Raw genomic sequence first — 25562 nt, 5'->3', positions numbered from 1 at the left:
GGCGAGGGTATGTGTTCAACCTTGCGATTTGGCTCTTCGGGTCTTGAAGAACTCACTCAGCACGGTGCTGCACTCCTCAGCCAGCACCCCGCCCTCGAACAGCACCCGATGGTTCAAGAACCCCTGGCTGAAAAACTGCCCCTGACTCTGCACGATTCCGGCCTTGGGCTCCAATGCGCCGTAGACGACCCGGGCGATGCGCGAATGCACGATCAGCCCGGCGCACATGCTGCACGGCTCCAACGTGACATAAAGGGTGCTACCCGGCAGGCGATAGTTGCTCACGGCCTGGGCGGCGGCGCGGATCGCGACCATTTCCGCATGGGCGCTGGGGTCGTGGCCACTGATCGGGCAGTTGAAGCCGCGCCCAATGATTTCACCGTCCTGCACCAGCACCGCACCCACCGGCACTTCGCCCAGGGCGGCGCCTTGTTCCGCGAGGGCCAGGGCTTCGCGCATGAAATCCTGGTCACGGCTGCGGTCGATGATCTTGGCGGGACGAATCTGGCGCATCACGCCACCTCGATGGCGGCCATCAGGCCGGTTTCCATGTGGTCGATCACATGGCAGTGGAACATCCACACGCCTGGATTATCCGCCACCAGCGCCACCTGCGCCCGCTCGTTCTTGCCCAGCAGGTAGGTGTCGGTGAAGTAAGGGATGACCTTGTGCCGGTTCGACGCGATCACTTTGAAGCTCATGCCGTGCAGATGGATCGGATGTTGGTACTGAGTCATGTTCTTCAATTCAAAAATGTAACTCTGGCCTTTTTTCAGCGTAGCGATCGGCCGGTCGGAACAGGTCTTGTCGGTGATGTCCCAGGCCTTGCCGTTGATCTGCCACAGGCTCGGCGGCTTGCCATTGTCGACATTGACCGACACCGAACCGACCCATTCGAAATTGAAGTTGAGCTTCTCGGCATTGGCCAGGTCCGGCTCGGCCACCGGGTTGGGCGGCAATGCTGGCGGCCATGGGGTCGGCGCGTCATTGTTTGGCACCGAACGCAGGGTCCCCAAGCGCACCGGGCCATTGCGCAGCGACAATTCTTCACCGGCCGGCGGGGCCTTGATCGCCAGGCAAATGCGCATGCCTGGCCCCAGCCAGTATTCCTTGCCCAGCGGACGCGGCTCGATGGGGTTGCCATCCAACGCATAGATCTGCGCCTCTACGCCTGGAATGTTGATGCGATAGGTAAGCGTGTTGTCGAGGTTGAGCAAACGCACCCGGGTAATCTGCCCTGCCGGCAGATCGATTACCGCCTGCGGCACGCCGTTGATGGTCGACAACCGTCCAGCCGTACCACCACGCGCAGCCTCGCGGGGAATGCTGAATTCGACGAACTGGCCCTGCTCGTCCACGTGCCAGCTCTTGAGGCTCAGGGTCTGTTCGTATTTGAAACCGGTGGGCTCGCGCTCTTCGACGATCAGCGGCCCCACCAGCCCGCGCCCGAGCTCTTCACTGCTATTGACGTGGGGGTGATACCAATAGCTGCCGGCGTCCGGCACGCGGAATTTGTAGTCGAAGTACTCACCCGGCAGCACCGGCAGTTGCGAGACATAAGGTACGCCGTCCATCTCCAGCGGCAAACGGATACCGTGCCAGTGAATGGTCGTCGCGACCGGCAAATGGTTGATAAAGCGAACCCGCAACCACTCGCCCTGACGCACCCGCAACTCCGTCCCCGGCGCCGAGGGGCCAAACGCCCAGGCCTGGGTCTTGTGCCCGGCCACCAGCTCCACGTCCAAAGGCGCCGCGATCAGCTCGTAGTCGTGACCGGCCTCGGCATCGGCCATTTTCCCCAGCCAGTACCGCGACGCGCCTCCCGCCCCCACACCAACGACAACAAGACCGGCCAGGCCACCGAGTATTTGGCGACGCGTGAAAGACATGAACGCAACTACCTCTGGATCTGCGACGGACCGGTGGGCCCGCAAAAGGCGAATACGATACACCCGCAGATGAGAAACGGTAAGGAAAGGAAGATGAAAAAACATATAGGGGTATGCCACACACCCGTATCGACAATGCAAATGACACTAGCTCGCTTCCCCAAAGCGGATCACCGTTGGTCGTCACTGTCAGGTCTGACAGTAGGCGCTAGCAAAACCGACTTCTAGCATCCCTTCCATACCGGACAGAAGAAGGCAACTTAATCAGTGCAGGCTCCCGTCCATTCCTGGGAACGCTCTTATAAAAGTCAGCAAGAGCAAAATTCCCAATCAGTCTGAGGAGAATAACAGCATGAGCTTTCCCATACCGGTTTCAATCAATGCTCCCGTAGGGCCTGTTTCACCTTTCACCATCAGCGGTGTGGCCAGCCCCGGTGCCAAGGTTGTGGTCTATGCCCCCGGTGGCGCCGTTCGCTACGACAATAACAAGCTTTACGCTGATGCCAATGGCAATTGGTCGATCACCAACGTTAGGAAGCCCGTCGGGACCTATCCGGTCACCGCCCAGCAGTCTCTGAATGGCCAGACATCTGGCTGGTCAACCACGCAAAAGTACGTCGTCAGCACCTGGTCGGCCGCGCCGAGCAAGAGCCCTCTCTCTGCGCCGTCGATCATCCCGCCCCCGGCAAATCATGTTTTCTCGCCGTTCACCATCAGCGGCAAGGCAGCACCCGGCGCCAAGGTCGTCGTTTATTCTTATAGTCGCGACGTTCGCTACGATGACGACAAGCTCTACGCTGACGCCAACGGCAATTGGTCGGTCACTAACATTGAGAAACCCGTCGGGACCTATCCGATCACCGCCCAGCAATTGATGGGTAGCCAATACTCCCCATGGTGTGCCAAACAGGATTATTCGGTGCAAGAAGCCCCGATGCAGCTCCGCGCCCTTGCAACGCTAAAAATCGACTCTCCACGACCAGGATCAGACCATGGGCGCAAACCCGTAATCACCGGAACATGCTTTCCCAGGAAGTACAACGACGGTATTTTAGAGGTAAGAGATACTGCTGGAACTTTAATTGCGCACACAACAATAATGCCGGACCAGCAAAGTTGGGCCATAAACGTCGACTTCCCGCTGTCGCTGGGCAAACACACGATACATGCACAAATAGGTACGAAAAATAACGGCTGGGAAGAGACCAGCGAGAGCGTCACCTTTAACGTAGAACTCCCGGAGTGGGAAGCGCTCCCAGCTCTATTCTCCAACCGAAACCTGGAAACAGAAGGCGTCAATCCTCTAACCGGGCAATTTTACACATCACTTCCTATTGCCACTCTTATTGGCAACGCAGGCCACGGCCCAGCCCTGGACCTGACCTTGTCTTATTCAGCAGAGCGTTTCATTGATTTTGGCAATTGGGCATTAAATATTACTTATTGCCGCGTAATCAAAAAGAACGACACCTGCACCGCAGAACTTTTCATAGCCAACGAACCCAAGGCAATCGAAATCCGGCTAAACGTAGCACCTACCGACACCAATATCGGAACCTATGCGGCACACTATAAAATCATACCGCTGCATTCGAACAATATATCTGAAGGTTTAAAAGTCATAAGATCTGATGGCACCACCGAGATACTCGTGCCGTTTAAGTCAGACGTGGCAGTTAATCGCGGTCATTTTTATTTGGTACCCGAAAAAATAATCACAAAATTGGGCTTCGCACTCAATTTTTCCTGGGAAACCCACCCAATCTCGAACAATTTCCAAGCCCCTCGCTTGACCGCCATTACCGACGAGCAGCAGACGCTTTTCAGTATTAATTACAACGCCGACTCTGCAGTTATGAGCGTTAACAGTAGCCGCCACAGCCACGAACTAAAAATCGACAATAACAAGCTGACAGAAATAATCCTATCCACACCGGAAAATCAAACATTCAAAAAAACGTTTACCTACAGCACCACGCCAGGCATTGGTGTGCCTGACAATTTCAAAGTCATGACCATCAGTGATTCCTGCGGCCTTGCCACCGAGCTAAAATATGGCGACTTCAACAAGGTCGTCGAAAAAACAGATAGCATCCCAACTGATATACCAAGCACAACCACGTACACTTATGAAAACAGTCAAGATACACGCACAAAAGTGCAAACTGTCGCCGAGCAAGTTAAAACCAGCATCTTTGAGTATGATGAGAGTCACGCCCTGAAGAGCGTTACTTCCTACCTGAACGATGACACACAGAACACCACGGTCACCACTTTCAAGCTCTCAGAAAGTGAAACAATCACCCAAACATATCACCACAGTGCAAACACCACTAATCCCTCCCCTAGCACCGTATCCACCCTGAAATTTGATAAAAATGGTAATTTAAGTAGTAAAACAGTGAACAATATCACAACCGAGTACACTTATTACTTCGGTGGCCCTAGACACACAACTACTACAAAAACAGGCGAATACGAGGTCGAATATAACCCAGATGATTACTCGGACGCTTCAGGAAAAGTATTCGGTGCAATCGGCTACGGGGTAAATTGGGCAGCGGACAATCTAACCCCATACGGCCTATTGAACAAAATATTCAACAAAAAAGGTTTTACCTGGGCCAGGTATTACGAAGTTACCGAGACAATTTCAGCATGGGAACAATTTAGAAAAGAAGAATACCAGCTACCCGTTTACGTCGGCACAGATGGTGACCCGAACTACTTCAGCACATATCTGGAGTGCGAAAAAAGCTATCAAATCATCGATGGAAAGAGAGTTGATTTGCAATGGATTTACTATAGCTATCGCGCTGGAGCTGCTAAAAGCAGCGAAGTAGCAGATGGTCCTCTTCAGCCCGTGCAGAAATTAACTATCTTGAGGCCCGTTCCTACTCCAACTTTTATGGGACTAGCGCAGTACCAAGAGTCCTCGATGCTCCTGGAATCAATTGACTGGGGTGAAGATCCATCGGATATCGCGACTTATGGCCGAGTTCTCTCTCGCTATAAACAAACCCTGGACGCGGGCGGCTATGTCATACCTTCCACCCGTCAGCAATCCGTATTCACTTACAGCCTCGACAACGACCGCCTGACCACCAACGTAGAAACAATCGTTGATGGCATCACCCAAACAACACAAAAGACCACCTCGACGATGACTGGCCAATTGCTCAGCGTCATTGATGAGTTAGGTAACACGACTGAATATAGCTACGATTCATTTAACCGTGTGATCACTCAGGTTAATTTCGCCCAAGACCCTCAGTTACGCCGGGAGACTCATTATATCTATCAGCTCAACGGCGATGGTCATACCATCCAAGTGATTTACCCTGATAACGAACAGGTCCGGGAGGCCTATGACGCACTAGGCCGTTTGATGTACACGGAAAACTGGCACGCTCCGACGTCAGCATGGAAACGGCTCACAGAGATCGGTTACAACTTCCAGGATCAGGAGACCTCGATAAGAGAATATGATTACGATCCGGGCGGGGTACAGATAATTGACCGACTGACGAAGTTAACCTATGACGCTTGGGACAATCCATTGTCAAGAGAAACAGTCGGCGCAGGCACACAATACGCGCAAATTTCACCCGAAAAGCTGACCCTGACGCAGTGGCGAAAATATCCGGATGGTAGTTCGAGCGGTAAAGTCGTTAGCTCATACAACACACATGGACAAGTTGAGAAAATCAGCTTCCAAAACTCCAGGGGCTCTGAATACCAGTCACACAGGTACGTCTACGACACCTGGGGATGTCTAAGCGAGGAGATCCCCTCCAACAATCCGACCAGCACGTATGCTTACGATACCAGCGGTCGAATGACCAGTCGAAGCTGTAATGGTACGACTATCAAACGCAGTTATCCGCCAAGCATGATGTTATCCGTTGCCACAGACATATCCATTGAATCGTCTTCTGATGGCGCAGCGTACGAGCTTGGTAAACGTAGAATAGACGGGCTTGGGCGAGTTGCTGGCATCGATGTTGGCGGACGCAGCTTGAACTTTTCTTACGACGGCAGCTCACGCTTCGGATATGCTAATACAGTGTCCCCTCCCAACAGCTCTTTTGTCATAACCTCAAGCTATGACCCTGGCACTGGAATACTCACTGAATTCAATACCCCAACCGAGAACGTGCACAATGGTTTCAAGGGGGATAAATCGGCCACCTATTCTCATTCGTTACGAGGTCTCTTACTTTCCGAAACAGATGTCTATGGAAATCGTACAGAGCATCAGTACGACGGTCTTGGACGACTTAGTCAATCCTCCAGCCAAAAAGTTGAGCGAAGAATAACCTATGACAGTGCGCAGCGGCTCCAGGAGGAATATGTCACCGACAAGGGTCGAAACACTACGATGCAGATCACTTACACTTACGACGATCAGGATCGGGAAATTCAACGCAGCTTCAAAATCGAGAGTTCAACACTGACATTTAAACAAGTATACAACAAGGAGGGACGCCTGGATAAAACCGACATCATCCTAGACAATTCTCCGTTGCGCCATGAGCTTTTCACCTACGATGACAATAAACGACTGTATAGCTATGTCTGCTCCGGACCAGTAAAACCTACAGATGCTCACAATAATATCCTGAACGCCCAAGACTTCCACTACAACGCTCTTGGTGGAATCACTGAATACACCAGCTATTCAGATACTGGCAACATTAGGTATATTTATGAATACGACACTGCTGACCGGACTCAGCCAAGGACAATCAGCAAACCGGACTCTACAGTCGACCTGGAATACGACGCATCAGGACAGCAGACCAAAGACCAACTAGGAGCATCGTACACTTACGACGCCGCAGGTAACTTGCTAAATTATATTAAATCGCATCAACAGTACACTTTCCTTTACGACTCCCTAGGCCGGCAGAGTGCCTGCGAAGGGCTCGATTATTATGAACGTTACTTTTACAATGGGCAGTATCAATATGCCAGGCAAGGCCAATTCAATCACAACAGTATCTTGTATTCAAGAACTTCAGTACTTCTGAATCGCAGTGCTGGCTGTCGGCTCATGGAGCAGGAACTGAAACCCGATGGGGGAGCAAGCGAATTTTCCAACAGTTTTGAAATTCTGGATGCCAGAGGTAATTTGCTGGCCAGCTACGATTTACAAAACCAGTCGTTTACTCACTTCGCCTATACTCCGTTTGGCTATCGCCCCGACAGTTGGGAAAACAGAAGCTGGCTCGGCTTCAATGGCGAGCCGCTGGACCGGAGCTCAGGTCTTTATCATTTGGGCAATGGTACGCGCAGTTATAGTCCGATGAGCCAGTGCTTCCTGGCCTATGATGAATACAGCCCATTCGACGAAGGAGGTATCAACGGCTATGCCTACTGTGGCAACGACCCTATTAATTTCAGCGACCCAACGGGCCTGACCGAGGTAGTACGTAAATACATAGAGATGCCCCATCAACCCCTTATTTATAATCGGGTCGCCCAAGCCATCCTCATGGGTGGCATTGGGGTGGCACTTGCTCCGTTTACTGGAGGAGGCTCCTTAGGCGTGGCCGCAGCGATGACAGGACTGGCAATTGTATCGGCAGGGTTCGGCGTCGCCGCTGCGGCAACTTCTGATAGCAATCCGGAACTGTCGACTTTTTTCGATGCGATGTCGATCGGAACAGGTCTTATCACTGCCGGAAAATTTGCTGGAGCTGCAAGAGGCGCTGTCTACAAGGGCATGCCGAAGACCATGGCTCGAAGCAGCCCACGCGGATTGGTTACAATGGGCGGCAAAATGCAGGAGGTGACGCAAATTAACGGGGAGTTCTACACCTTCGTCGACCGCTACAAAGGACTGGATCGCCTGAATGTCGCGGTCCACGGTGTTGACCTCAATATCGTAGAACGATATTTCAATAAGTCATCTAAAGCCCTACTCAACAACGCGGAGTTAACTGCTGCTGAACTAATACAGAATTTACGAAGCAAAGGCTTCGACCCTTCCAATTATCCTAATACCCGCTTGTTGATTTGTTTCTCTGCCAACGGCGGGGATGCTTCACTTGCCGCGGACTTCCAACGACTGACACAACGTAACGTCAAGGCCTTTTTGGGAAAGGTAACAATGGATCGGGGATCGACGGCCATGGCAGAAATTTTTGCTGACCCAAAATATACGGCTGCTGAAATACGGCAGATTTTTGCCGATAAAATTACTCATAATGTCCCAAAAACCAACCCATATAGTTTTACTACAGAACCTTTGGACTTTCTGAAGTGGGAATATAAACCAATACACTTCCCGCAAAAATAAGAGCGGACAAAGCCTGAAGGCCGGTGGTTTAATTATCGACCTTCAGGCTTCCCACTGCATCAAAAGGCTGCCGCAGGCTTTCTTTCACAACGTGACCTCAACGCCACTTGGGTAAGCGGGTAGATACCTGCCCTTGGCCTGCTGCCAGCTCAGAACATCCCCTAAGTACCAGATCGATGCAGTGCTTCAAGCAAGGCGTCGGGACGCTGCCGAGATGAGCGCCAACATCGATTTGCGCATATTCTGTCGCGATACACCTACGATCTCAGCGACGTCGGTCAACCGCCCAGGTGCAACCCGTTTGGCCACTGGCAGCGCGCGATGAACGTCGGCCAGAGCACTAAGCACTGCCTTGACCGCATCAGGCGCATCGCGACTGAACTCAAGCGCCAGCCGCCCCGGCTGCCCGATAGCGACCAGGGCATCGTCGCAGCCCGCTTCACCCAACCACTTGACCAATTCATCCGGGGGCACAACCATTGTCCGTCCATTTATCTCAAAGGCCCGCGACACGGCCTCAACGATTGAGGCCCACTCCGACCTGTTCCGGCACGGGCATTTCAAAAATATGCCGTGCACCTGATACTGCCAGCTAACGGTTAAGGTTGTGAAAAACGATTAGATAACAAGAGCCGCGCAAAAAAACGATTGCTCCTGACAACCAACTCATCAAACTGAGGAGGAGGCTAGGCATGGCGTCATCCAACCAAAGCGTCCAACTCTTTGGAAGCCATGCCAGATAACCGTCGCCCCTCTTTCGCAACGTTGACCTGCAACGCTACCTGGGCCACATCCAACACATTCTGGGTAAGCGAATAGCTGCCCTTGGCCTGCAGCCAGGTCAGTACATCCGCCAGATGCCAGATAGATGCACTCCCCTCGTGCACCGGTGTCGGGAAGCTGCTCGGATGAGCCAACATCAGCTTGCGCATATTCTGCCGAGACACGCCTACGATCTCCGCTACATCGGTCAGCCCAACCAAATCAGGCGCAACCTCGATCAATTTGGCCGATGGCACTGCGCGATGGACGTCGGCCAGAGCGCTAAGCACCGCCTTGACCGCATCAGGCGCCTCGCGGGTGAACTCAAGCGCCAGCCGGCCCGGTTGCCCGATGCCGACCAGAGCATCGTCGCAGCCCGCTTGTCCCAGCCGCTCCACCAGTTCATCCATGGCACAGCCATCGTCAGCAAGCTGATATTTCAAGGTAAAAATATATTCCATTGTTCTATTCCTCATCATCGCCATCAGCGCCGCGCCGATTGCGATGCGCAGTGCAATTATCCACGACGCGTCGCAATGCTCGCGCGTGGTTGCCAGGATTCTTCGGCGTGCTCCATATCGATGTGATACAGAATTCGCCACAGCGGCATTCCGCGTCTTTGTATGGGCAATAAATCCGCCCCCAAGCGTGACTGCCACCAGCGTCTATGCGCCACCCCTGCCCTTCGGCATACCTAAGCGTTTCTTCGATTTCTTTTTTCGGGTGCGTTGGACGAATCATCCGTGATCTCCAGTATTCGCATGACCAGCAAGGTTGTCAAATGACAACCTTGCTCTTTCTTTCAAACGATGCTCTGCCCAGTGGGGGTCACGTTTGCCCGGTCGCAGCATGGATACAGCGGGAGCAAGCTCCCTCGCCACGGTTTTGTGTTTGGCGGGCAATGACGCGAGCCTTTCAAGTCTCATCACGTCAGTGACAAAGTGCTGATCCAGCAATAGAAGGATCTGGAAGCCGACCGCGTGCTGGCGCGGACCGACTACAAGGAGGTGCCGAACCCCAAAATGCCAAAAGCCCGCAATCAAGCGGGCTTCAGGGTGTTCCTTGCTAGAGGCTACCGGTCAGCGCCGGACGCCCCGTCACTCCCATTCAATCGTCGCCGGCGGCTTGCTCGACACGTCATACGTGACGCGAGAAATGCCTTCGATTTCGTTGATGATCCGCCCGGAAACGGTTTCCAGCAGCTCGTACGGCAGGTGTGCCCAGCGAGCGGTCATGAAGTCGATGGTTTCCACGGCGCGCAGGGCCACGACCCAGGCGTAGCGACGGCCATCGCCGACCACGCCGACCGATTTCACCGGTTGGAACACCACGAATGCCTGGCTGACCTTGTGGTACCAGTCGGCCTTGCGCAGTTCTTCGATGAAGATGTGGTCGGCGCGACGCAGCAGGTCGGCGTATTCCTTCTTCACTTCGCCGAGGATCCGCACGCCCAAGCCTGGGCCCGGGAATGGGTGGCGGTAGACCATGTCATACGGCAAGCCCAGTTCCAGGCCGAGGCGACGCACTTCGTCCTTGAACAGTTCGCGCAGTGGTTCGACCAGCTTCAGGTTCATCTCTTCCGGCAAGCCACCAACGTTGTGGTGGGACTTGATCACGTGGGCCTTGCCGCTCTTGGCGCCGGCCGACTCGATCACGTCAGGGTAGATGGTGCCCTGGGCGAGGTACTTGATGTTGTCCAGCTTGCAGGATTCGGCATCGAACACGTCGATGAAGGTACGGCCGATGATCTTGCGTTTCTTCTCCGGGTCGGACTCGCCGGCCAGGTTGTTCAAGAACTGCTCTTCGGCATTGGCGCGAATCACCTTGACGCCCATGTTCTCGGCGAACATGGCCATCACTTGCTCGCCTTCGTGCAGGCGCAGCAGGCCGTTGTCGACGAAGACGCACGTCAGCTGGTCGCCGATGGCCTTGTGCAGCAGTGCGGCAACCACCGAGGAATCAACGCCGCCAGACAAGCCCAGCAATACGTTGTCGGTGCCGACCTGGGCGCGGACCTGGGCGATGGCGTCTTCAGCGATCTTCGACGGAGTCCACAAGGCTTCGCATTCGCAGATGTCGAGGATGAAGCGCGACAGAATGCGGCCGCCCTGCTTGGTGTGGGTCACTTCCGGGTGGAACTGCACGCCGTAGTAGCGACGCTCGTCGCTGAACATGCCAGCGATCGGGCAGCTCGGGGTGCTGGCCAGGATGTGGAAGTCTTCAGGCATCTTGGTGACTTTGTCACCATGGCTCATCCACACGTCGAGGCCGAACAGGCCGTCGGCGTCGATATGATCCTCGATGCCGTCCAGCAGGCGGCTCTTGCCGACCACGTCGACGCGAGCGTAACCGAACTCACGCAGGTCGGAACCCTCGACCTTGCCGCCCAGCTGTTCAGCCATGGTCTGCATGCCGTAGCAGATGCCGAACACCGGTACCCCCAGGTCGAACACCGCTTGCGGGCAACGCGGGCTGTTGGCTTCGTGCACGGACTCGGGGCCGCCGGCGAGGATGACGCCTTTCGGAGCGAATTCGCGAATCGCTTCGTCATCCATGTCGAACGGATGCAGTTCGCAGTACACGCCGATCTCACGCACGCGGCGGGCGATCAGCTGGGTGTACTGGGAACCGAAGTCGAGGATCAGGATGCGGTGAGCGTGAATGTCGAGGGCCATGACTCATTCTCATGTAGTGAATCAGAAACAACTCGGGGCTGAATGAACAGCCCCGGTGATTAACGTTTTGCTGGAAGCCTTAACCTACGCGGTAGTTCGGCGCTTCCTTGGTGATCTGCACGTCGTGTACATGGGACTCGGCCATGCCGGCGCCAGTGATGCGCACGAATTCCGGCTTGGTGCGCATCTCTTCGATGTCAGCGCTGCCGGTGTAGCCCATCGAGGAACGCAGGCCGCCCATCAGTTGATGGATGATGGCGCTCAGGGTGCCCTTATACGGCACGCGACCTTCGATGCCTTCCGGCACCAGCTTCTCGGCACCCGCGGAGGAGTCCTGGAAGTAACGGTCGGAAGAACCCTGGGCCTGGGACATGGCGCCCAGCGAACCCATGCCGCGATAAGCCTTGTAGCTACGGCCCTGGAACAGTTCGATCTCGCCCGGCGCTTCTTCGGTACCGGCGAACATCGAACCCATCATCACGCAGTAGGCACCGGCGACGATGGCCTTGGACAGGTCACCGGAGAAACGGATACCGCCGTCGGCGATCAACGGCACGCCGGTGCCTTCAAGGGCAGCGGCGACGTTGGCGATGGCACTGATCTGCGGCACGCCGACACCGGCGACGATACGGGTAGTACAGATCGAGCCTGGGCCGATACCGACCTTGACCGCGTCGGCGCCCGCTTCGGCCAGGGCCTTGGCGGCAGCGCCGGTGGCGATGTTGCCGCCGATCACCTGTACGTCGGGGAAGTTCTGCTTGACCCAGCGCACGCGGTCGATCACGCCTTTGGAGTGACCGTGGGCGGTGTCGACCACCACCACGTCAACGCCAGCGTTGACCAGGGCGGCGACGCGTTCACCAGTGTCCTTGCCGGTGCCGACAGCGGCGCCGACGCGCAGACGACCCTGGTCGTCCTTGCTGGCCAGCGGGTAGGCCTTGGCTTTTTCGATGTCGTTAACGGTCATCATGCCCTTGAGGGCGAATTTGTCATCGACGATCAGCACGCGCTCGATGCGGTGCTTGTGCAGCAATTCGCGGACGTCGTCCTTGCTGGTGCCTTCCTTGACCGTGACCAGGCGCTCTTTAGGCGTCATCACCTGGCGAACAGAGGCGTCCAGGCGGCTTTCGAAGCGCACGTCACGGGAAGTAACGATGCCGACGAGGTCGCCATCGTGCAGCACCGGAACACCGGAGATGTTGTGCATGCGGGTCAGTTCGAACAGATCCCGGACCGTGGCGTCAGCCTCGATGGTGATCGGATCCTTGACCACGCCAGCCTCGAACCGCTTGACCTTGCGCACTTCAGCGGCCTGCTGTTCGATGGTCATGTTTTTGTGGATGATACCGATACCGCCTTCCTGGGCCATGGCAATGGCCAGACGGGCTTCGGTCACGGTGTCCATGGCGGCGGAAACCAGGGGGATATTCAGTTCGATGCCACGGGTGAGACGGGTTTTGAGACTGACTTCGTTAGGCAGCACCTCGGAATAACCGGGCACTAGGAGAATGTCGTCGAAGGTCAGAGCTTCTTGGCTGATACGCAGCATCGCGGGGGCTCCCGAGCGGGAAAATGGAAGCGCGCCATTATACTCATGCACCCCGTCTGGCTCAATGTAAAACTCTGTCTATTATTGGCGGGGTGATTGACGGGCTGAAACCTACCTCATTGCAACACAATCCCCTGTGGGAGCGAGCTTGCTCGCGATAGCGGTGGATCAGCCAGCAACAATGTTGAATGTGCCGCCGCCATCGCGAGCAAGCTCGCTCCCACATTGGCTCATCGGCGCTCTTACAATTCCACCTTCACCCAACTCACCGGCTGATCCAGCCAGTCGGCGAATTCATCAAGAAACCCCTGCTTGAACCCCGCCTCCAGCCAGTTATTGAAGATGAACCCCAGGTTGGAGAACGCGCAGGGTTGCAGGAACAGGAAGCCATTGATGTCGTCCTCATGCCCGCACTCAGGACAAGTGAAATTGTCGGTGCGCCCCGGCATCCAGTCTTCCAGGCTTTCGAACAGCGCTTCGCCGACTTCCTTGCGGCACTCGGCGCAACCGGCCTCCTCCAGAAAACCCTTGGCCGGGGTATAGATGCAACGCTTGGTGATGATCTCCAGGCCGTTGATCGGCTCGCCGAACGGCAAGGCTTCGGGATGCATGACCACGTCGCGCGCACCGGGAGCGATGGCGTGGGCCATGCGATTGCCGGTGCGGCCGCAAGTGGTCAATTGCTCTTCGATAATGTTCTTGCGCACCAGCCAGCGCACGATTGCCCGGGCCCGAGGCTCGTGGACCGGCAGTGTGGAGATTTTCGGGACGATAATGCTTTGCGAATTCATGGCGAGGCCTGGCTGTTTCCCTGGCAGGATCTGATAAAAGGCCGGCAGCTTAATCCCTGGCCGTGCCAGGTCAAGCACTCAGGTAACGGCCGATCAACGCCAGCCCGCTGGCGAGCACCAGCCAGGTGACCAACCGCACGAACGCTTCGCGCGACATCTTCAGGGTCAGGCGACGCCCCACCCACAACCCCAGCGCCATGGCCGGCAATAAACACAGCGCCAGTACCAGCAAGGGTAGCTCGGCATACACGCCCGCAATGACAAACAAACTCAAGCGCACCACAGTGCTGCAACTGATCAGCGCATTCTGGGTCGCCCGCGCCGCCTCCTTGGGCAAACGGCTGTTCAGGTAGATGGCATATAAAAAGCCGCCACTGCCAAACAACGCTCCGAACATCCCGCCCACCGTGCCCATCGGCAACGCCCACAATGAAGATAACTGCTTGGGCCTGGTTTTTATCAACAGGCTGTAGATCGCATAGGCGCTAATAAACAGCCCCATCAACAGCAGCAAAAGATCTGACTTGAGGTTGAGCAGGAAAATCACACCCAAGGTGCACCCCACAGCCATGCAGGGCAGCAACCGCAGCAGCTCCGGCCGGGACACGTCCCGCCGCGACGGCAACAAGTTGCCAAAGGCGGCGACAAAATCCAGCAAGACCAATAGCGGGACAATCTTCGACAGCGGCATGAACAACAGCAGGATCGGCGCAGCCACCAGGGCGGTGCCGAACCCGGCGATGCCGAACACGATGTAGGCCAGGACAATGGCCGAGGCGATTACCAGCCATTCCATCGGGGCAAATGCCCACTGGCCCAACCATGGGAGAAGATTCATCCGGCACTTCCTTGATGAGGAGAGCGGGGACTTTAGCCAGATGTGTCGGGGCATATCCAGTATTTGTGCTGACTGGGCTACTGCTATCGCGAGCAAGCTCCCACACTGGATCTTCGGTGCGACATGGATCCCCTGTGGGAGCGAGCTTGCTCGCGATGCAGACAACCCGGTCTAATTGTCTGCACACCATTGGCGAATCCCCTTATCATGCCGCCCATGATTAAAGATCCCTTTGCCCGACTGGGCCTGGACCGCGAGGTCCTGACTGTCAGCCAACTCAACGGCCGTGCACGGGTGTTGCTGGAAGACGTGTTCAGCAACATCTGGGTCGAGGGCGAGATCTCCAACCTCGCCCGCCCGGCTTCCGGCCACGTGTATTTCACCCTCAAGGACAGCGGCGCCCAGGTGCGCTGCGCGCTGTTCCGGCAGAACGCCGCACGGGTGCGCCAGGCCTTGAAGGATGGGTTGGCGGTGAAGGTGCGCGGCAAGGTCTCGCTGTTCGAGGGCCGTGGCGACTATCAACTGATCCTCGACACCGTGGAACCGGCCGGCGATGGTGCCCTGCGCCTGGCATTCGATGCCCTGAAGGAAAAGCTCAGCGCCGAAGGGCTGTTCAGCGCCGAACGCAAAGTGCCGCTGCCGGCCCATCCGCAACGCATCGGCATCATCAGTTCGCCCACCGGCGCGGTGATCCGCGACATCATCAGCGTCTTCCGCCGCCGCGCGCCGCAGATTTCCCTGACCTTGATTCCCACCGCAGTGCAAGGCCGAGAAGCCACCGGGCAAATTGTTCGCGCCCTGAAACTGGCCGATGCCCGCGGCTTCGACGCGCTGATCCTGGCCCGGGGCGGCGGTTCGCTGGAAGATTTGTGGTGCTTCAACGAAGAAGCCGTGGCCCGGGCGGTGGATGCCTGCGTCACGCCGATCGTCAGCGCCGTCGGCCATGAGACCGACGTATCCATCAGCGATTTCGTCGCCGACGTCCGCGCCCCGACCCCGTCCGCCGCCGCCGAACTGCTGGCACCGGATGCCGGCGACCTGGTCCGCCGGGTTGAAAGTCTGCACCGCCGGTTGGTGATGCGCATGCGTGACCGGCTGATGCGCGACCAACTGCGCCTCGAAGGTCTTACGCGGCGCCTGCGTCATCCCGGCGAACGGCTGCGCCAACAGGCCCAGCGCCTCGACGATCTGGACATGCGCATGCGCCGGGCCTTCGAACGCAGCCTCAACACCCGCCGCGAAAGGCTGATCCGCCTGGAAACCCGTCTGGCCGGACAGCATCCGGGCCGGCAATTGGCCATGTTGCGTCATCGCCTCGATAGCCTTGCCGAACGCCTGCCCCGGGCCATGCGCGAAGGGCTCAAAACGCGACGCGTGCAGTTGCAAAACCAGATGCAGACGCTGCACATCGTCAGCCCGCTGGCGACCCTTGGTCGTGGCTACAGCATCCTGCTCGACGAGCGCGGCCATGCCATCCGCAACGCCGGGCAAACCCAGATGGGCCAGCGCCTGACCGCCAAGCTCGGCGAAGGCGAACTGCTGGTGCGGGTCGAAGACAACCACCTGACGCCAGTCACCCTTTCTTTATTGGATTGATTCATGCCGCGATTCCTCGCTCCGCTGCTGTTGCTGTGCCTGACCTTCAACGCCCACGCCGACAGCTACATCACCCGCCTGTTGAACAAACCGGTGCCCGGCGGTGTGGCCGTGGTGGATCTGGGCAGCGCGGCCCAGGCGCCAAAAGCCACCTACCAGGGCAAACCGGTGCTGGTGGTCAAGGAGCAACAGAACTGGCTGGCGATTGTCGGCATTCCGTTGACGGTACAACCCGGCACGCAGCAGATCAGCAGCGGCGGCAGCGCTCAGCCCTTCGTGGTCGGTTACAAGAAGTATCCCGAGCAGCACATCACGCTGAAGAACAAGCGTCAGGTCAACCCTAACCCGGCGGACCTTGCGCGCATCGACGCCGAGCTGGCGGTGCAGTTGAAGGCCTACCGCAGCTTCAGCCCGAACATCCCCAGCAATCTGTTGCTGGATAAACCGGTGAACGGCCCGCTGTCGAGCAAGTTCGGTGTGCGCCGTTTCTTCAACGGCGAAGAACGCAACCCCCACGCAGGCCTGGACTTCGCCGTGCCCGCCGGCACACCGATCAAGAGCCCGGCCGCCGGCAAGGTGATCCTCACCGGCAACTATTTCTTCAACGGCAACACGGTATTCGTCGACCATGGCCAGGGCTTCATCAGCATGTTCTGCCACATGTCGAAAATAGATGTGAAGGTCGGCCAGCAGTTGGCCCGTGGCACAGTGGTCGGCAAGGTCGGCGCCACCGGCCGGGCGACCGGGCCGCATATGCACTGGAACATCAGCCTGAACGATGCTCGTGTGGATCCGGCGATTTTTATCGGGGCGTTTCAGCCCTGAGCATTGCGGGGAGGCTACTGGCCTCTTCGCGAGCAGGCTCGCTCCCACATTGGGATCTGCGTAGACCACAACATTGCAACCACAAAGATCCCTTGTGGGAGCAAGCCTGCTCGCGAAGACGTAGGCCCTGGCACCACCATCCTTGGAATTGCCGAGCCCTAAATATCAGCGCAATCCTTTGAGCCTATTCTGACCGCTTACGCGATAAAATCTCGCAAACCCATCCGAAAACAGAACTTCTCCCAATTTTTTCCGACTGCTTGCAACCCCCCGTCCACGCGGTTAGGGTTGAGGGCATGAAAACCTCTCACACCCTCATTCAGCTTCGTCAGCACCGCAGCCTGTGCCTCGTCAGCGCACGACTGCCGGGCTGAATCGCGGCAACTCGTCCCGGCTGACAAGCCACCCCATTCGAACCACCGGCAGGCCGCCTTTTTCCGGCCACGACAATAAGGATTTCCTCATGAGCATGCTCAAAGACCCATCTTCGAAATACCGCGCCTTCCCGACCATCAACCTGCCGGATCGCACCTGGCCGTCGAAAACCATCACTGCCGCGCCGATCTGGTGCAGTTCCGACCTGCGTGATGGCAACCAGTCGCTGATCGAGCCCATGGACGCGGCCAAGAAGCTGCGCTTCTGGAAAACCTTGGTGGCGGTGGGCGTGAAAGAAATCGAAGCGTCGTTCCCGGCCGCTTCCCAGACTGACTTCGACTTCGTGCGCACCCTCATCGAAGAAGGCCACATCCCGGACGACACCACCATCCAGGTGCTGACCCAGGCCCGCGAAGACCTTATCGCCCGTACCTTCGAATCCCTGCGTGGCGCGAAGAAAGCCATCGTCCACCTCTACAACGCCACCTGTCCGTCGTTCCGCCGCATCGTGTTCAACCAGGACAAGGAAGGCGTGAAGGAAATTGCAGTGAACGCGGCCAAGCTGTTCGTCAAATACGCCGCCCAGCAGCCGGAAACCCAGTGGCAGTTCGAATACTCCCCAGAAACCTTCAGCGCCACCGAGCTGGAGTTCGCCAAGGAAGTCTGCGACGCCGTGATCGAAGTGTGGAACCCGACCCCGGAGCGCAAGGTGATCCTTAACCTGCCCGCCACCGTGGAAGTCGCCACGCCGAACATCTACGCCGACCAAATCGAGTGGTTCCACCGCAACATCAGCCGTCGTGACAGCGTGCTCATCAGCCTGCACACCCACAACGACCGTGGCACCGGCGTGGCCGCTACCGAGCTGGGCCTGATGGCCGGCGCCGACCGTGTCGAAGGCTGCCTGTTCGGCAACGGCGAGCGCACCGGCAACGTCGACCTGGTGACCGTCGCGCTGAACCTCTACACCCAGGGTATCGACCCTGAGCTGGATTTCTCCGACATCGACGGCGTACGCAAAGTGGTCGAAGAGTGCAACCAGATCGCGGTGCACCCGCGCCATCCATATGTGGGCGACCTGGTCCACACTGCATTCTCCGGCTCGCATCAGGACGCGATCCGCAAGGGCTTCGCCCAGCAGAAACCCGACACCCTTTGGGAAGTGCCGTATCTGCCGATCGACCCGGCTGACATCGGCCGCAGCTACGAGGCGGTGATCCGCGTGAACAGCCAGTCGGGCAAGGGCGGCATCGCCTACCTGCTGGAGCAGGAATACGGCATCAGTCTGCCGCGTCGCATGCAGATCGAATTCAGCCAAGTGGTGCAGCGCGAAACCGATCGCCTGGGCCTGGAAATGACTGCCCAGCAGATCCATGCCCTGTTGCAGCGTGAATACCTGCAAGCCAACACCCCGTATGCGCTGGTCAGCCATCGCCTGCAGGAAGAAAACGGCAACAGCGCCGTGGAAGTGGAAGTTGCCAGCAAAGGCCAGGGCGAAACCAACCTGCACTGGCGTGGCAAAGGCAACGGCGCGCTGGAAGCGCTGGTGGCCGGCCTGCCGATTCCGGTGGAAATCATGGACTACAACGAACACGCCATCGGCGCCGGCACCAACGCCAAGGCGGCGGCTTACATCGAGCTGCGGGTCAACGGTGAGCGTGCGGTGCATGGCGTGGGCATCGATGAAAACATCACCACCGCCAGCTTCAAGGCGCTGTTCAGTGCACTGAACCGCTCGCTGAGCCAGCCGGAAGCCAAGGCGGCCTGACCAAGGCTGAAATGCAAAAAGGCCCTGGGGTGTGAACCTCAGGGCCTTTTTGTTTGGCTGATGATTTGAACTGGCTGCTCTGGCCTGTTCGCGAGTCAGCCAATAAAAATCTCAGGCATGGGTATCGATCGAAATCGTCATCGCCTGCAACAGCGCAGCCTGCAAGGTCTGCAAGGTTGCCTGGGTCGCCATGATCTGGGTCTGGATCGCCATGGCTTGCTGGGATTTCTGCGCCTGGTCGGCCTGGCTTTTCTGGACGCGGGCCAGTTGGGCTTGCTGGTCGGCCAGCAATTTTTCGGTTCGTTCGATCTGCTTCTTCAACTGTTCGATGACATCGCTGCTGGCGCTGCTGCCGCCGGCACCTGCGATGTTCGCGCCGCTGGTGTCGACTTTCAGTGGCTTGTCTTTGTCTTCGGCGGTTTCGGTCGGTGTCACTGGACTGACCGCCCTGTCTTCCTCAGCCCCGCGGATGGTGACTGTGGGAGCAGACAATGGATAAGGGTTTACGGTCGTTGCGCTGATGCTGGTCATAGGGGATTCCTCCTTGGCTGACCGGTTATCGGCGCGCAACACCGTTCCTTGAGGCTGAATCGTTTCAATAGATGAATTCGAAACGATCGGCATCCAGGTTCGCTGGAAAGCGTTTGCGATACTCAGCCAGGTCCGCGGCGCTCAGGCAAACCGTGAACACACCGTCGGCTTCGCCGGCGCCGAGCAGGGTCTCGCCCTGGAAGTCCAGCACCTGGCTGTCGCCGGTGTAGGCGAAGCCCTTGCCGTCGGTGCCGATCCGATTCACCGCCGCCACATAGCACAGGTTTTCGATGGCCCGTGCCGGCAGCAAACGGTTCCAATGCTGACGCCGAGCGCCCGGCCAGTTGGCGGTGTACAGCAACAGGTCGGTGTCCTCGGCGTCGCGGCTCCACGCCGGAAAGCGCAGGTCATAGCAGATCAACGGGCGAATCCGCCATCCCTTGAGCTCGAACAGTACCTGCTGATCACCCGGCGTGTAGTGGTTGTGCTCACCGGCCATGCGGAACAGATGGCGTTTGTCGTAATGCAGCACCTCGCCGTCGGGCCGTGCCCACAGCAAGCGATTACGATGGCTGCCATCGCCGGCCTGGACGATCACGCTGCCGGTGATCACTGCATCCAGTTTCGCCGCTTGGTCCTTGAGCCATTGGCGCGTCGGACCATTCTCGGGCTCCGCCAACGTCTCGGACTCCATGGAAAAGCCCGTGGTGAACATTTCCGGCAGGATGATCAGGTCCGCCCCCCGCGCCTGTTCAAGCAGCGCGTCGAAATGCTCAAGGTTGGCTCGACGGTCATGCCAGGCCAGGGTTGTCTGGATCAAGGCAACGTTCAGGTTGGGCAAGGTGCTCAAATCACGCATAGCTTTTGCGCCGCTTCACGCAGCGTCTCCTCGCGCTTGGCAAAGCACAGGCGCACCAGGCGCTGGCCTTGCGGTGGGTTCTGGTAGAAGACCGAGATCGGAATGGTCGCCACGCCATGTTCGCGGGTCATCCACACCGCCATGTCGACGTCGTTGAGGTCCGGGCGGATCTGCGAGTAATCCACCAGCTGGAAATAGGTGCCGGTGACGCGCTTGAAGCTGAACCGCGACGGTGCCAGCAGATCGCAGAACAGATCGCGCTTGGCCTGGTAGAAGTCCGGCAGTTCGTCGACGTGCTCCGGATGCGCGGCCATGTAGTCGGCCAAGGCATACTGCAACGGTGTGACGCCGCAAAAACTGACGTACTGATGCACCTTGCGCAACTCCGCCGTCAGGGCCGGTGGCGCGACGACATAACCGGTCTTCCAGCCGGTGACGTGGTAGGTCTTGCCAAACGAACTGACCACGAAGGCACGGCGATACAGTTCTTCATGGGCAAGCACGCTGACATGAGCCACGCCGTCGAACACCAGGTGCTCATACACCTCGTCGCTGATCAGATAGATGTCACGGTCGCGGATCAACGCCGCCAATTGGTCCAGCTCGGCGCGGCTGATCAACGCACCGCTGGGGTTGTGCGGCGTGTTGAGGATGATCATGCGCGTGCGCGGGCTCAGGGCTTCGCCGAGCTTTTCAAAGTCGATGGCGAAATCGCCCAGGCTCAATGGCACATGCACGCAACGCCCGCCGGCCAGTTGCACGGACGGCTCGTAGCTATCGTAGGCGGGGTCGAAGACGATGACTTCATCGCCGCTGTTAACCACCGCCGCGATGGCGCAAAAAATCGCCTGGGTCGCGCCAGGGGTCACGGTGACTTCCTGATCGGCATCGACGGTAGCGCCATAGCTGCGGGCAACTTTGGCCGCAATCTGCTGGCGCAGCGCCGGCAGGCCGGTCATGGGGGAATATTGGTTGTGGCCTTGGGCGATGTGCCGGCCGACAGCATCGCGCAGGGCTTGCGGGCCATCGAAATCGGGAAACCCCTGGGACAGGTTCAGCGCGCCGGTCTGTGCGGCGAGTTGGGACATCTGGGTGAAAATCGTGATGCCGACGTTCGGCAACTTGCTGGTGATCATCGAGGGTTCCCTGGGTCTGCACCCGGCTCTGGTGCGGCGCGGGAGAGGTCGAGGATAGCCCAATCGCCGGGCATGAAAAAGGGTGCCCGTGGGCACCCTCTTCAATTGTCGCCGAACCACCGTGGCGAGGGAGCTTGCTCCCGCTGGGGTGCGAAGCAGCCCCTGTGTTTCATCTGATGCACTGCGGTGGCAGGTACATCTTTGGGGCTGCTGCGCAGCCCAGCGGGAGCAAGCTCCCTCGCCACAGAGCGGTCCTGAGCAAACCTGATTCAGCGCTTGTCGCGGCGCTTCTTGTCGGCCTTCTTGTGGTGCGACATCAAGCGGCGCTTCTTGTTGACCTGGCGGTCGGTGAGTGTGTTCTTGTTGCCTTCGTACGGGTTCTCACCGCCCTTGAACTCGATGCGGATCGGCGTGCCGACCAGCTTCAGGACTCGGCGATAGGTGTTCTCCAAGTATCGAACGTACGACTTGGGCACCTTTTCGATCTGGTTACCGTGGATCACGATAATCGGCGGGTTGGCACCGCCCAAGTGGGCGTAGCGCAGCTTGATCCGACGGTTGTTGACCATCGGTGGCGCGTGCTCGCCGACCGCATCTTCGAGGATCTGGGTCAGGCGGTTGGTCGGCCAGCGGGTAACCGCCGACTTGAACGAGTTCTGCACCGAAGCGTAGAGGTTGCCCACGCCCGTGCCGTGCAGCGCCGAGATGAAGTGGATGTCGGCGAAGTCGACGAAGAACAACCGACGCTGGAGTTCGACTTTCACAAAGTCGCGCTCGCTCGGCGTCATGCCGTCCCACTTGTTGATCGCGATGACCAGCGCACGACCGGCTTCGAGGGCAAAGCCCAGCAGGTTCAAGTCGTGATCCACCACGCCTTCGCGGGCGTCCATCACGAAGATCACCACGTTGGCGTCCTTGATCGCCTGCAGCGTCTTGACCACGGAGAACTTCTCGACTTCCTCGTGGATCTTGCCGCGCTTGCGCACACCGGCGGTGTCGATCAGCGTGTATTTCTCTTCGTTACGCTCGAAGGGAATATAGATGCTGTCGCGGGTGGTGCCGGGCTGGTCGTACACAATGACCCGGTCTTCGCCGAGCATGCGGTTGACCAGGGTCGACTTGCCCACGTTCGGGCGGCCGATGATTGCGATCTTGATCCCGTCTTTTTCGCTCGGGCCCGGAATGCGCTTGGCTTCCTCGCCTTCGGCAACGACTTCTTCCTCGCCTTCTTCCGGCTCGTCTTCATCGTCCTTGGGGAAACTCTCAAGGGCGATTTCCAGCATCTGGGTGATGCCACGCCCGTGAGCGCCGGCGATCGGGATCGCCTGGCCCATGCCCAACGGTGCAAACTCGGCGCGGGCCATGTCCGGGTCGATGTTGTCGACCTTGTTGGCGACCACGTAAGAACGCTTGTTACGCTTGCGCAAATGCTCGGCGATCATCTGGTCGGCGGCGGTAAAACCGGCCTTGGCGTCTACCAGGAACAGCACCACATCCGCTTCTTCGATGGCGAGCAGCGACTGCTCGGCCATTTTTTCATCCATGCCGTGTTCATCACCGGAGATGCCGCCGGTGTCGACCAGAATATAGGTACGCCCTTGCCACTTGGCCTCACCGTATTGGCGATCACGGGTCAGACCGGACAAGTCGCCGACGATGGCGTCGCGAGTCCTGGTCAGGCGGTTGAACAAGGTGGACTTGCCGACGTTCGGTCGGCCCACCAGGGCGATTACGGGAACCATGCGGCTCTCCACTTCGTTATTTCCAGAAAATACAAAAGCCGCTGCGAGGCAGCGGCTGGTGCTCGGGGCAGCCTGTGCAAGCACTGCAAGCCTCGCGAACAAGGCCGCTTGGGGGATAAGCCCCAAGCATAGTCTTACTTGATGGTCAGGGCTTCCAGTTTGCCGCTGTTGCCATACACATAGATCATGCTGCCCACCACCAGCGGACGGGCACGCAGGCCGTCGCTGTCGATGCGCTCACGGCCGACGAAACGACCGTCCACCTGGCTGAGCAGGTGCAGGTAACCTTCCAGGTCACCCACTGCAACGTAGCTGGAGAAAACTTCCGGGGCCGACAGTTGACGACGGGCCAGGGAATCGTTGCTCCACAATGCGGTGGTGGAACGCTCGTCGACGCCTTCGACGGTGCCCGAGGACAGGCTTACGTAGACGCTGCCAAAGCCTTGGGCGACACCGGCGTAGCTGGACGCATCGCGCTGCCACAACGGACGACCGGTTTCCAGGTCGAGCGCCGCGACGCGGCCCTGGTAGCTGGCGACGTACAGCGTACCGCCGGACAGCAGCAAGCCGCCATCGATGTCGACCACGCGTTCCAGTTCCGAACGGCCTTGAGGGATCGCTACACGCTGCTCCCAGACTGGCACGCCATTGGAAATGTCCAGGGCCACGACTTTACCGGTCGACAGGCCAGCCACCGCGAGGCGGTTGGTGACGATCGGTGCGCTGGTGCCGCGCAGGGTCAGGACCGCCGGGGTACTGTCATACAACCAGCGCTGGTCGCCGGTGGCGGCGTCCAGGCCGATCAGACGGTCGTCCTGGGTCTGGACCACGACCACATCACCGTTTGTGGCAGGCGGCGCGAGGACTTCACTGGTCACGCGGGCGCGCCATTTCTCTTCGCCGCTGCTCGCGTCAAGGGCGACGATCTCGCCCTTGAGCGTGCCGATCATGACCAGCCCGTAACCCACGCCAACGGCGCCGGACACAGGCAGCTCGAGATCTTTTTCCCACTTCACGTCGCCGTTCGTGCGATCCATGGCCATGACGACGCCAGTAACGTCGCCGGCATAGATGGTGTCGCCGTCGATGGCCGGCACCAGCATATTGTAGGTTTCACCCTGGCCGTCACCGATGGAGCGGCTCCATTGCTTCTGCAGCACGACTTCTTCTTTGAAGTCGGTCAGTTCGGCCGGAGGCAGTTCTTTCTTGCTGTTGCTGCTGCAACCCGCGGCCAGAATGGCCAGGGTCAGCAATGCTGCATGTTTCCAACGGATCACGTCACGCATCCCCTTTGGCCAGGTCGTCCAGCTTGATTTGCAGGCCACCGACCGCGGCTTCATCCGACAGCGCAGCCTTGGCTTTTTGGTAGGCCGCATGGGCCTCATCGGCACGACCCAGCTGTACCAGCAGGTCGCCCTTGAGTTCTTCGCGAGTCGCCAGGAACGCCTTGTCGGCGTCGCCGTCGAGCAGCTTCAATGCATCTTCAGCCTTGTTCTGTGCCGCCAGCACCTGTGCCAGGCGCTGACGCGCCACTTCGCCCAGGGTCGGGTTGGCCGGCTTGTCGACGATCGCTTTCAGCTCGGTGGCCGCATCGTCCAGCTTGCCGCTGTCCACCGCGACCTTGGCCACGAAGAGGCTGCCGTACTGGGCATAGGCGGTGCCGCCGAACTCTTTGTTGAGCTTGCCGGCCAGGTCCGCCACGCGGGCCGCGTCAGGCTTGCCGTCCGGGGTCAGGGTGGTTTCCAGCAATTGCTGGTAGAGCATCGAGGCGCCTTGCGACTGGTTGCTCTGGTATTTCTGGTAGGCCTGCCAGCCGAACACGATGACCAGCGCCAACAGGCCGCCAGTGACCAGCGGCTTGCCATTGCGCGTCCACCAGTCCTTCAAATCCGCCAGCTGTTCATCTTCGGTACTCGACACCC

General features: G+C 58.3%; 19 protein-coding genes. 4 read left to right on the top strand and 15 right to left on the bottom strand.

Annotated features, from left to right (window positions below; all coding sequences use genetic code 11):
* Nucleotides 1-15: 15 nt before the first annotated feature.
* Together tadA and J3P92_RS05535 are read right to left on the bottom strand one after the other, a co-directional pair.
* Nucleotides 16-513 carry a tRNA adenosine(34) deaminase TadA gene (tadA, locus tag J3P92_RS05540; RefSeq protein ID WP_434650070.1) on the bottom strand — a complete coding sequence of 166 codons (498 nt, stop codon included), beginning with the start codon at nt 511-513 and terminating at the stop codon, nt 16-18.
* On the bottom strand, nt 513-1889 hold the full coding sequence (locus J3P92_RS05535; protein WP_434650069.1) for a multicopper oxidase family protein: 1377 nt from the start codon (nt 1887-1889) through the stop codon (nt 513-515). The genes tadA and J3P92_RS05535 overlap by 1 nt, the downstream gene beginning before the upstream one ends.
* Before the next feature lie 352 nt (nt 1890-2241).
* Here J3P92_RS05535 and J3P92_RS05530 point away from each other — a divergent pair, with 352 nt between their 5' ends.
* The gene (locus J3P92_RS05530; RefSeq protein WP_434650068.1) at nt 2242-8193 is read left to right on the top strand and encodes an RHS repeat domain-containing protein; all 5952 of its coding nucleotides are present in this window, start codon (nt 2242-2244) and stop codon (nt 8191-8193) included.
* A gap of 186 nt (nt 8194-8379) precedes the next feature.
* Here the strand turns inward: J3P92_RS05530 and J3P92_RS05525 are convergent, their stop codons facing one another.
* The 7 genes from J3P92_RS05525 to J3P92_RS05495 form a co-directional block, all read right to left on the bottom strand.
* Nucleotides 8380-8673 carry a hypothetical protein gene (locus J3P92_RS05525; protein ID WP_434650067.1) on the bottom strand — a complete coding sequence of 98 codons (294 nt, stop codon included), beginning with the start codon at nt 8671-8673 and terminating at the stop codon, nt 8380-8382.
* Nucleotides 8674-8891: 218 nt separating this feature from the next.
* On the bottom strand, nt 8892-9416 hold the full coding sequence (locus tag J3P92_RS05520) for a helix-turn-helix transcriptional regulator (RefSeq protein WP_434650066.1): 525 nt from the start codon (nt 9414-9416) through the stop codon (nt 8892-8894).
* A 4-nt stretch (nt 9417-9420) separates the two neighbouring features.
* Complete coding sequence (locus J3P92_RS05515; protein WP_434650065.1) at nt 9421-9696, bottom strand: hypothetical protein; 276 nt, start codon at nt 9694-9696, stop codon at nt 9421-9423.
* A 356-nt stretch (nt 9697-10052) separates the two neighbouring features.
* Nucleotides 10053-11630 carry a glutamine-hydrolyzing GMP synthase gene (guaA, locus tag J3P92_RS05510; protein WP_420764167.1) on the bottom strand — a complete coding sequence of 526 codons (1578 nt, stop codon included), beginning with the start codon at nt 11628-11630 and terminating at the stop codon, nt 10053-10055.
* A gap of 79 nt (nt 11631-11709) precedes the next feature.
* Entirely contained in the window at nt 11710-13179 is a 1470-nt protein-coding gene (gene guaB / locus J3P92_RS05505) for an IMP dehydrogenase (RefSeq protein ID WP_434650064.1), read from the bottom strand.
* 242 nt (nt 13180-13421) lie between these two features.
* Entirely contained in the window at nt 13422-13970 is a 549-nt protein-coding gene (locus J3P92_RS05500) for a sugar ABC transporter ATPase (RefSeq protein WP_420764165.1), read from the bottom strand.
* A gap of 70 nt (nt 13971-14040) precedes the next feature.
* Nucleotides 14041-14808 (bottom strand): sulfite exporter TauE/SafE family protein, encoded by a 768-nt coding sequence (locus J3P92_RS05495; RefSeq protein WP_434650063.1) that lies wholly within the window; start codon nt 14806-14808, stop codon nt 14041-14043.
* 216 nt (nt 14809-15024) lie between these two features.
* Here J3P92_RS05495 and xseA point away from each other — a divergent pair, with 216 nt between their 5' ends.
* The 3 genes from xseA to leuA all read left to right on the top strand — a co-directional run bounded on the left by xseA (nt 15025) and on the right by leuA (nt 19372).
* Nucleotides 15025-16404 carry an exodeoxyribonuclease VII large subunit gene (gene xseA, locus J3P92_RS05490; RefSeq protein WP_420764163.1) on the top strand — a complete coding sequence of 460 codons (1380 nt, stop codon included), beginning with the start codon at nt 15025-15027 and terminating at the stop codon, nt 16402-16404.
* 3 nt (nt 16405-16407) lie between these two features.
* Nucleotides 16408-17229, top strand: coding sequence for a peptidoglycan DD-metalloendopeptidase family protein (locus J3P92_RS05485; protein WP_434650062.1), 822 nt, complete (start codon nt 16408-16410; stop codon nt 17227-17229).
* 463 nt (nt 17230-17692) lie between these two features.
* Nucleotides 17693-19372 carry a 2-isopropylmalate synthase gene (gene leuA / locus J3P92_RS05480; RefSeq protein WP_420764161.1) on the top strand — a complete coding sequence of 560 codons (1680 nt, stop codon included), beginning with the start codon at nt 17693-17695 and terminating at the stop codon, nt 19370-19372.
* A gap of 111 nt (nt 19373-19483) precedes the next feature.
* On the opposite strand, the gene J3P92_RS05475 is transcribed toward leuA, so the two are convergent.
* The 6 genes from J3P92_RS05475 to J3P92_RS05450 form a co-directional block, all read right to left on the bottom strand.
* On the bottom strand, nt 19484-19903 hold the full coding sequence (locus tag J3P92_RS05475) for a hypothetical protein (protein WP_434650061.1): 420 nt from the start codon (nt 19901-19903) through the stop codon (nt 19484-19486).
* Between the two features lie 64 nt (nt 19904-19967).
* A complete protein-coding gene (locus tag J3P92_RS05470; protein ID WP_420764159.1) occupies nt 19968-20762 on the bottom strand; it encodes an amidohydrolase in 795 nt (264 codons plus the stop codon).
* The gene (locus tag J3P92_RS05465; protein WP_434562437.1) at nt 20750-21898 is read right to left on the bottom strand and encodes a pyridoxal phosphate-dependent aminotransferase; all 1149 of its coding nucleotides are present in this window, start codon (nt 21896-21898) and stop codon (nt 20750-20752) included. The genes J3P92_RS05470 and J3P92_RS05465 overlap by 13 nt, the downstream gene beginning before the upstream one ends.
* A 269-nt stretch (nt 21899-22167) precedes the next feature.
* Nucleotides 22168-23640: a ribosome biogenesis GTPase Der gene (gene der / locus J3P92_RS05460; protein WP_045155133.1), complete on the bottom strand. Its 1473-nt coding sequence runs from the start codon at nt 23638-23640 to the stop codon at nt 22168-22170.
* Between the two features lie 134 nt (nt 23641-23774).
* Entirely contained in the window at nt 23775-24926 is a 1152-nt protein-coding gene (bamB, locus tag J3P92_RS05455; protein WP_420764157.1) for an outer membrane protein assembly factor BamB, read from the bottom strand.
* Nucleotides 24919-25560, bottom strand: coding sequence for a tetratricopeptide repeat protein (locus J3P92_RS05450; RefSeq protein ID WP_039592112.1), 642 nt, complete (start codon nt 25558-25560; stop codon nt 24919-24921). Before J3P92_RS05450 ends, bamB begins: the two co-directional genes overlap by 8 nt.
* Nucleotides 25561-25562 lie beyond the last annotated feature (2 nt).

It is taken from the genome of Pseudomonas sp. D3-27 (assembly GCF_051132165.1).
Classification (GTDB): domain Bacteria; phylum Pseudomonadota; class Gammaproteobacteria; order Pseudomonadales; family Pseudomonadaceae; genus Aquipseudomonas.
The sequence above is the reverse complement of the archived record's forward strand: the minus strand, read 5'-3'. Positions and strand labels throughout refer to the sequence as shown.

Bases quoted from the DNA above. Each gene is read 5' to 3' on its own strand.
- tadA (WP_434650070.1), bottom strand. From the start codon at position 513: ATGCGCCAGATTCGTCCCGCCAAGATCATCGACCGCAGCCGTGACCAG.
- J3P92_RS05535 (WP_434650069.1), bottom strand. From the start codon at position 1,889: ATGTCTTTCACGCGTCGCCAAATACTCGGTGGCCTGGCCGGTCTTGTT.
- J3P92_RS05530 (WP_434650068.1), top strand. From the start codon at position 2,242: ATGAGCTTTCCCATACCGGTTTCAATCAATGCTCCCGTAGGGCCTGTT.
- J3P92_RS05525 (WP_434650067.1), bottom strand. From the start codon at position 8,673: ATGGTTGTGCCCCCGGATGAATTGGTCAAGTGGTTGGGTGAAGCGGGC.
- J3P92_RS05520 (WP_434650066.1), bottom strand. From the start codon at position 9,416: ATGGAATATATTTTTACCTTGAAATATCAGCTTGCTGACGATGGCTGT.
- J3P92_RS05515 (WP_434650065.1), bottom strand. From the start codon at position 9,696: ATGATTCGTCCAACGCACCCGAAAAAAGAAATCGAAGAAACGCTTAGG.
- guaA (WP_420764167.1), bottom strand. From the start codon at position 11,630: ATGGCCCTCGACATTCACGCTCACCGCATCCTGATCCTCGACTTCGGT.
- guaB (WP_434650064.1), bottom strand. From the start codon at position 13,179: ATGCTGCGTATCAGCCAAGAAGCTCTGACCTTCGACGACATTCTCCTA.
- J3P92_RS05500 (WP_420764165.1), bottom strand. From the start codon at position 13,970: ATGAATTCGCAAAGCATTATCGTCCCGAAAATCTCCACACTGCCGGTC.
- J3P92_RS05495 (WP_434650063.1), bottom strand. From the start codon at position 14,808: ATGAATCTTCTCCCATGGTTGGGCCAGTGGGCATTTGCCCCGATGGAA.
- xseA (WP_420764163.1), top strand. From the start codon at position 15,025: ATGATTAAAGATCCCTTTGCCCGACTGGGCCTGGACCGCGAGGTCCTG.
- J3P92_RS05485 (WP_434650062.1), top strand. From the start codon at position 16,408: ATGCCGCGATTCCTCGCTCCGCTGCTGTTGCTGTGCCTGACCTTCAAC.
- leuA (WP_420764161.1), top strand. From the start codon at position 17,693: ATGAGCATGCTCAAAGACCCATCTTCGAAATACCGCGCCTTCCCGACC.
- J3P92_RS05475 (WP_434650061.1), bottom strand. From the start codon at position 19,903: ATGACCAGCATCAGCGCAACGACCGTAAACCCTTATCCATTGTCTGCT.
- J3P92_RS05470 (WP_420764159.1), bottom strand. From the start codon at position 20,762: ATGCGTGATTTGAGCACCTTGCCCAACCTGAACGTTGCCTTGATCCAG.
- J3P92_RS05465 (WP_434562437.1), bottom strand. From the start codon at position 21,898: ATGATCACCAGCAAGTTGCCGAACGTCGGCATCACGATTTTCACCCAG.
- der (WP_045155133.1), bottom strand. From the start codon at position 23,640: ATGGTTCCCGTAATCGCCCTGGTGGGCCGACCGAACGTCGGCAAGTCC.
- bamB (WP_420764157.1), bottom strand. From the start codon at position 24,926: ATGCGTGACGTGATCCGTTGGAAACATGCAGCATTGCTGACCCTGGCC.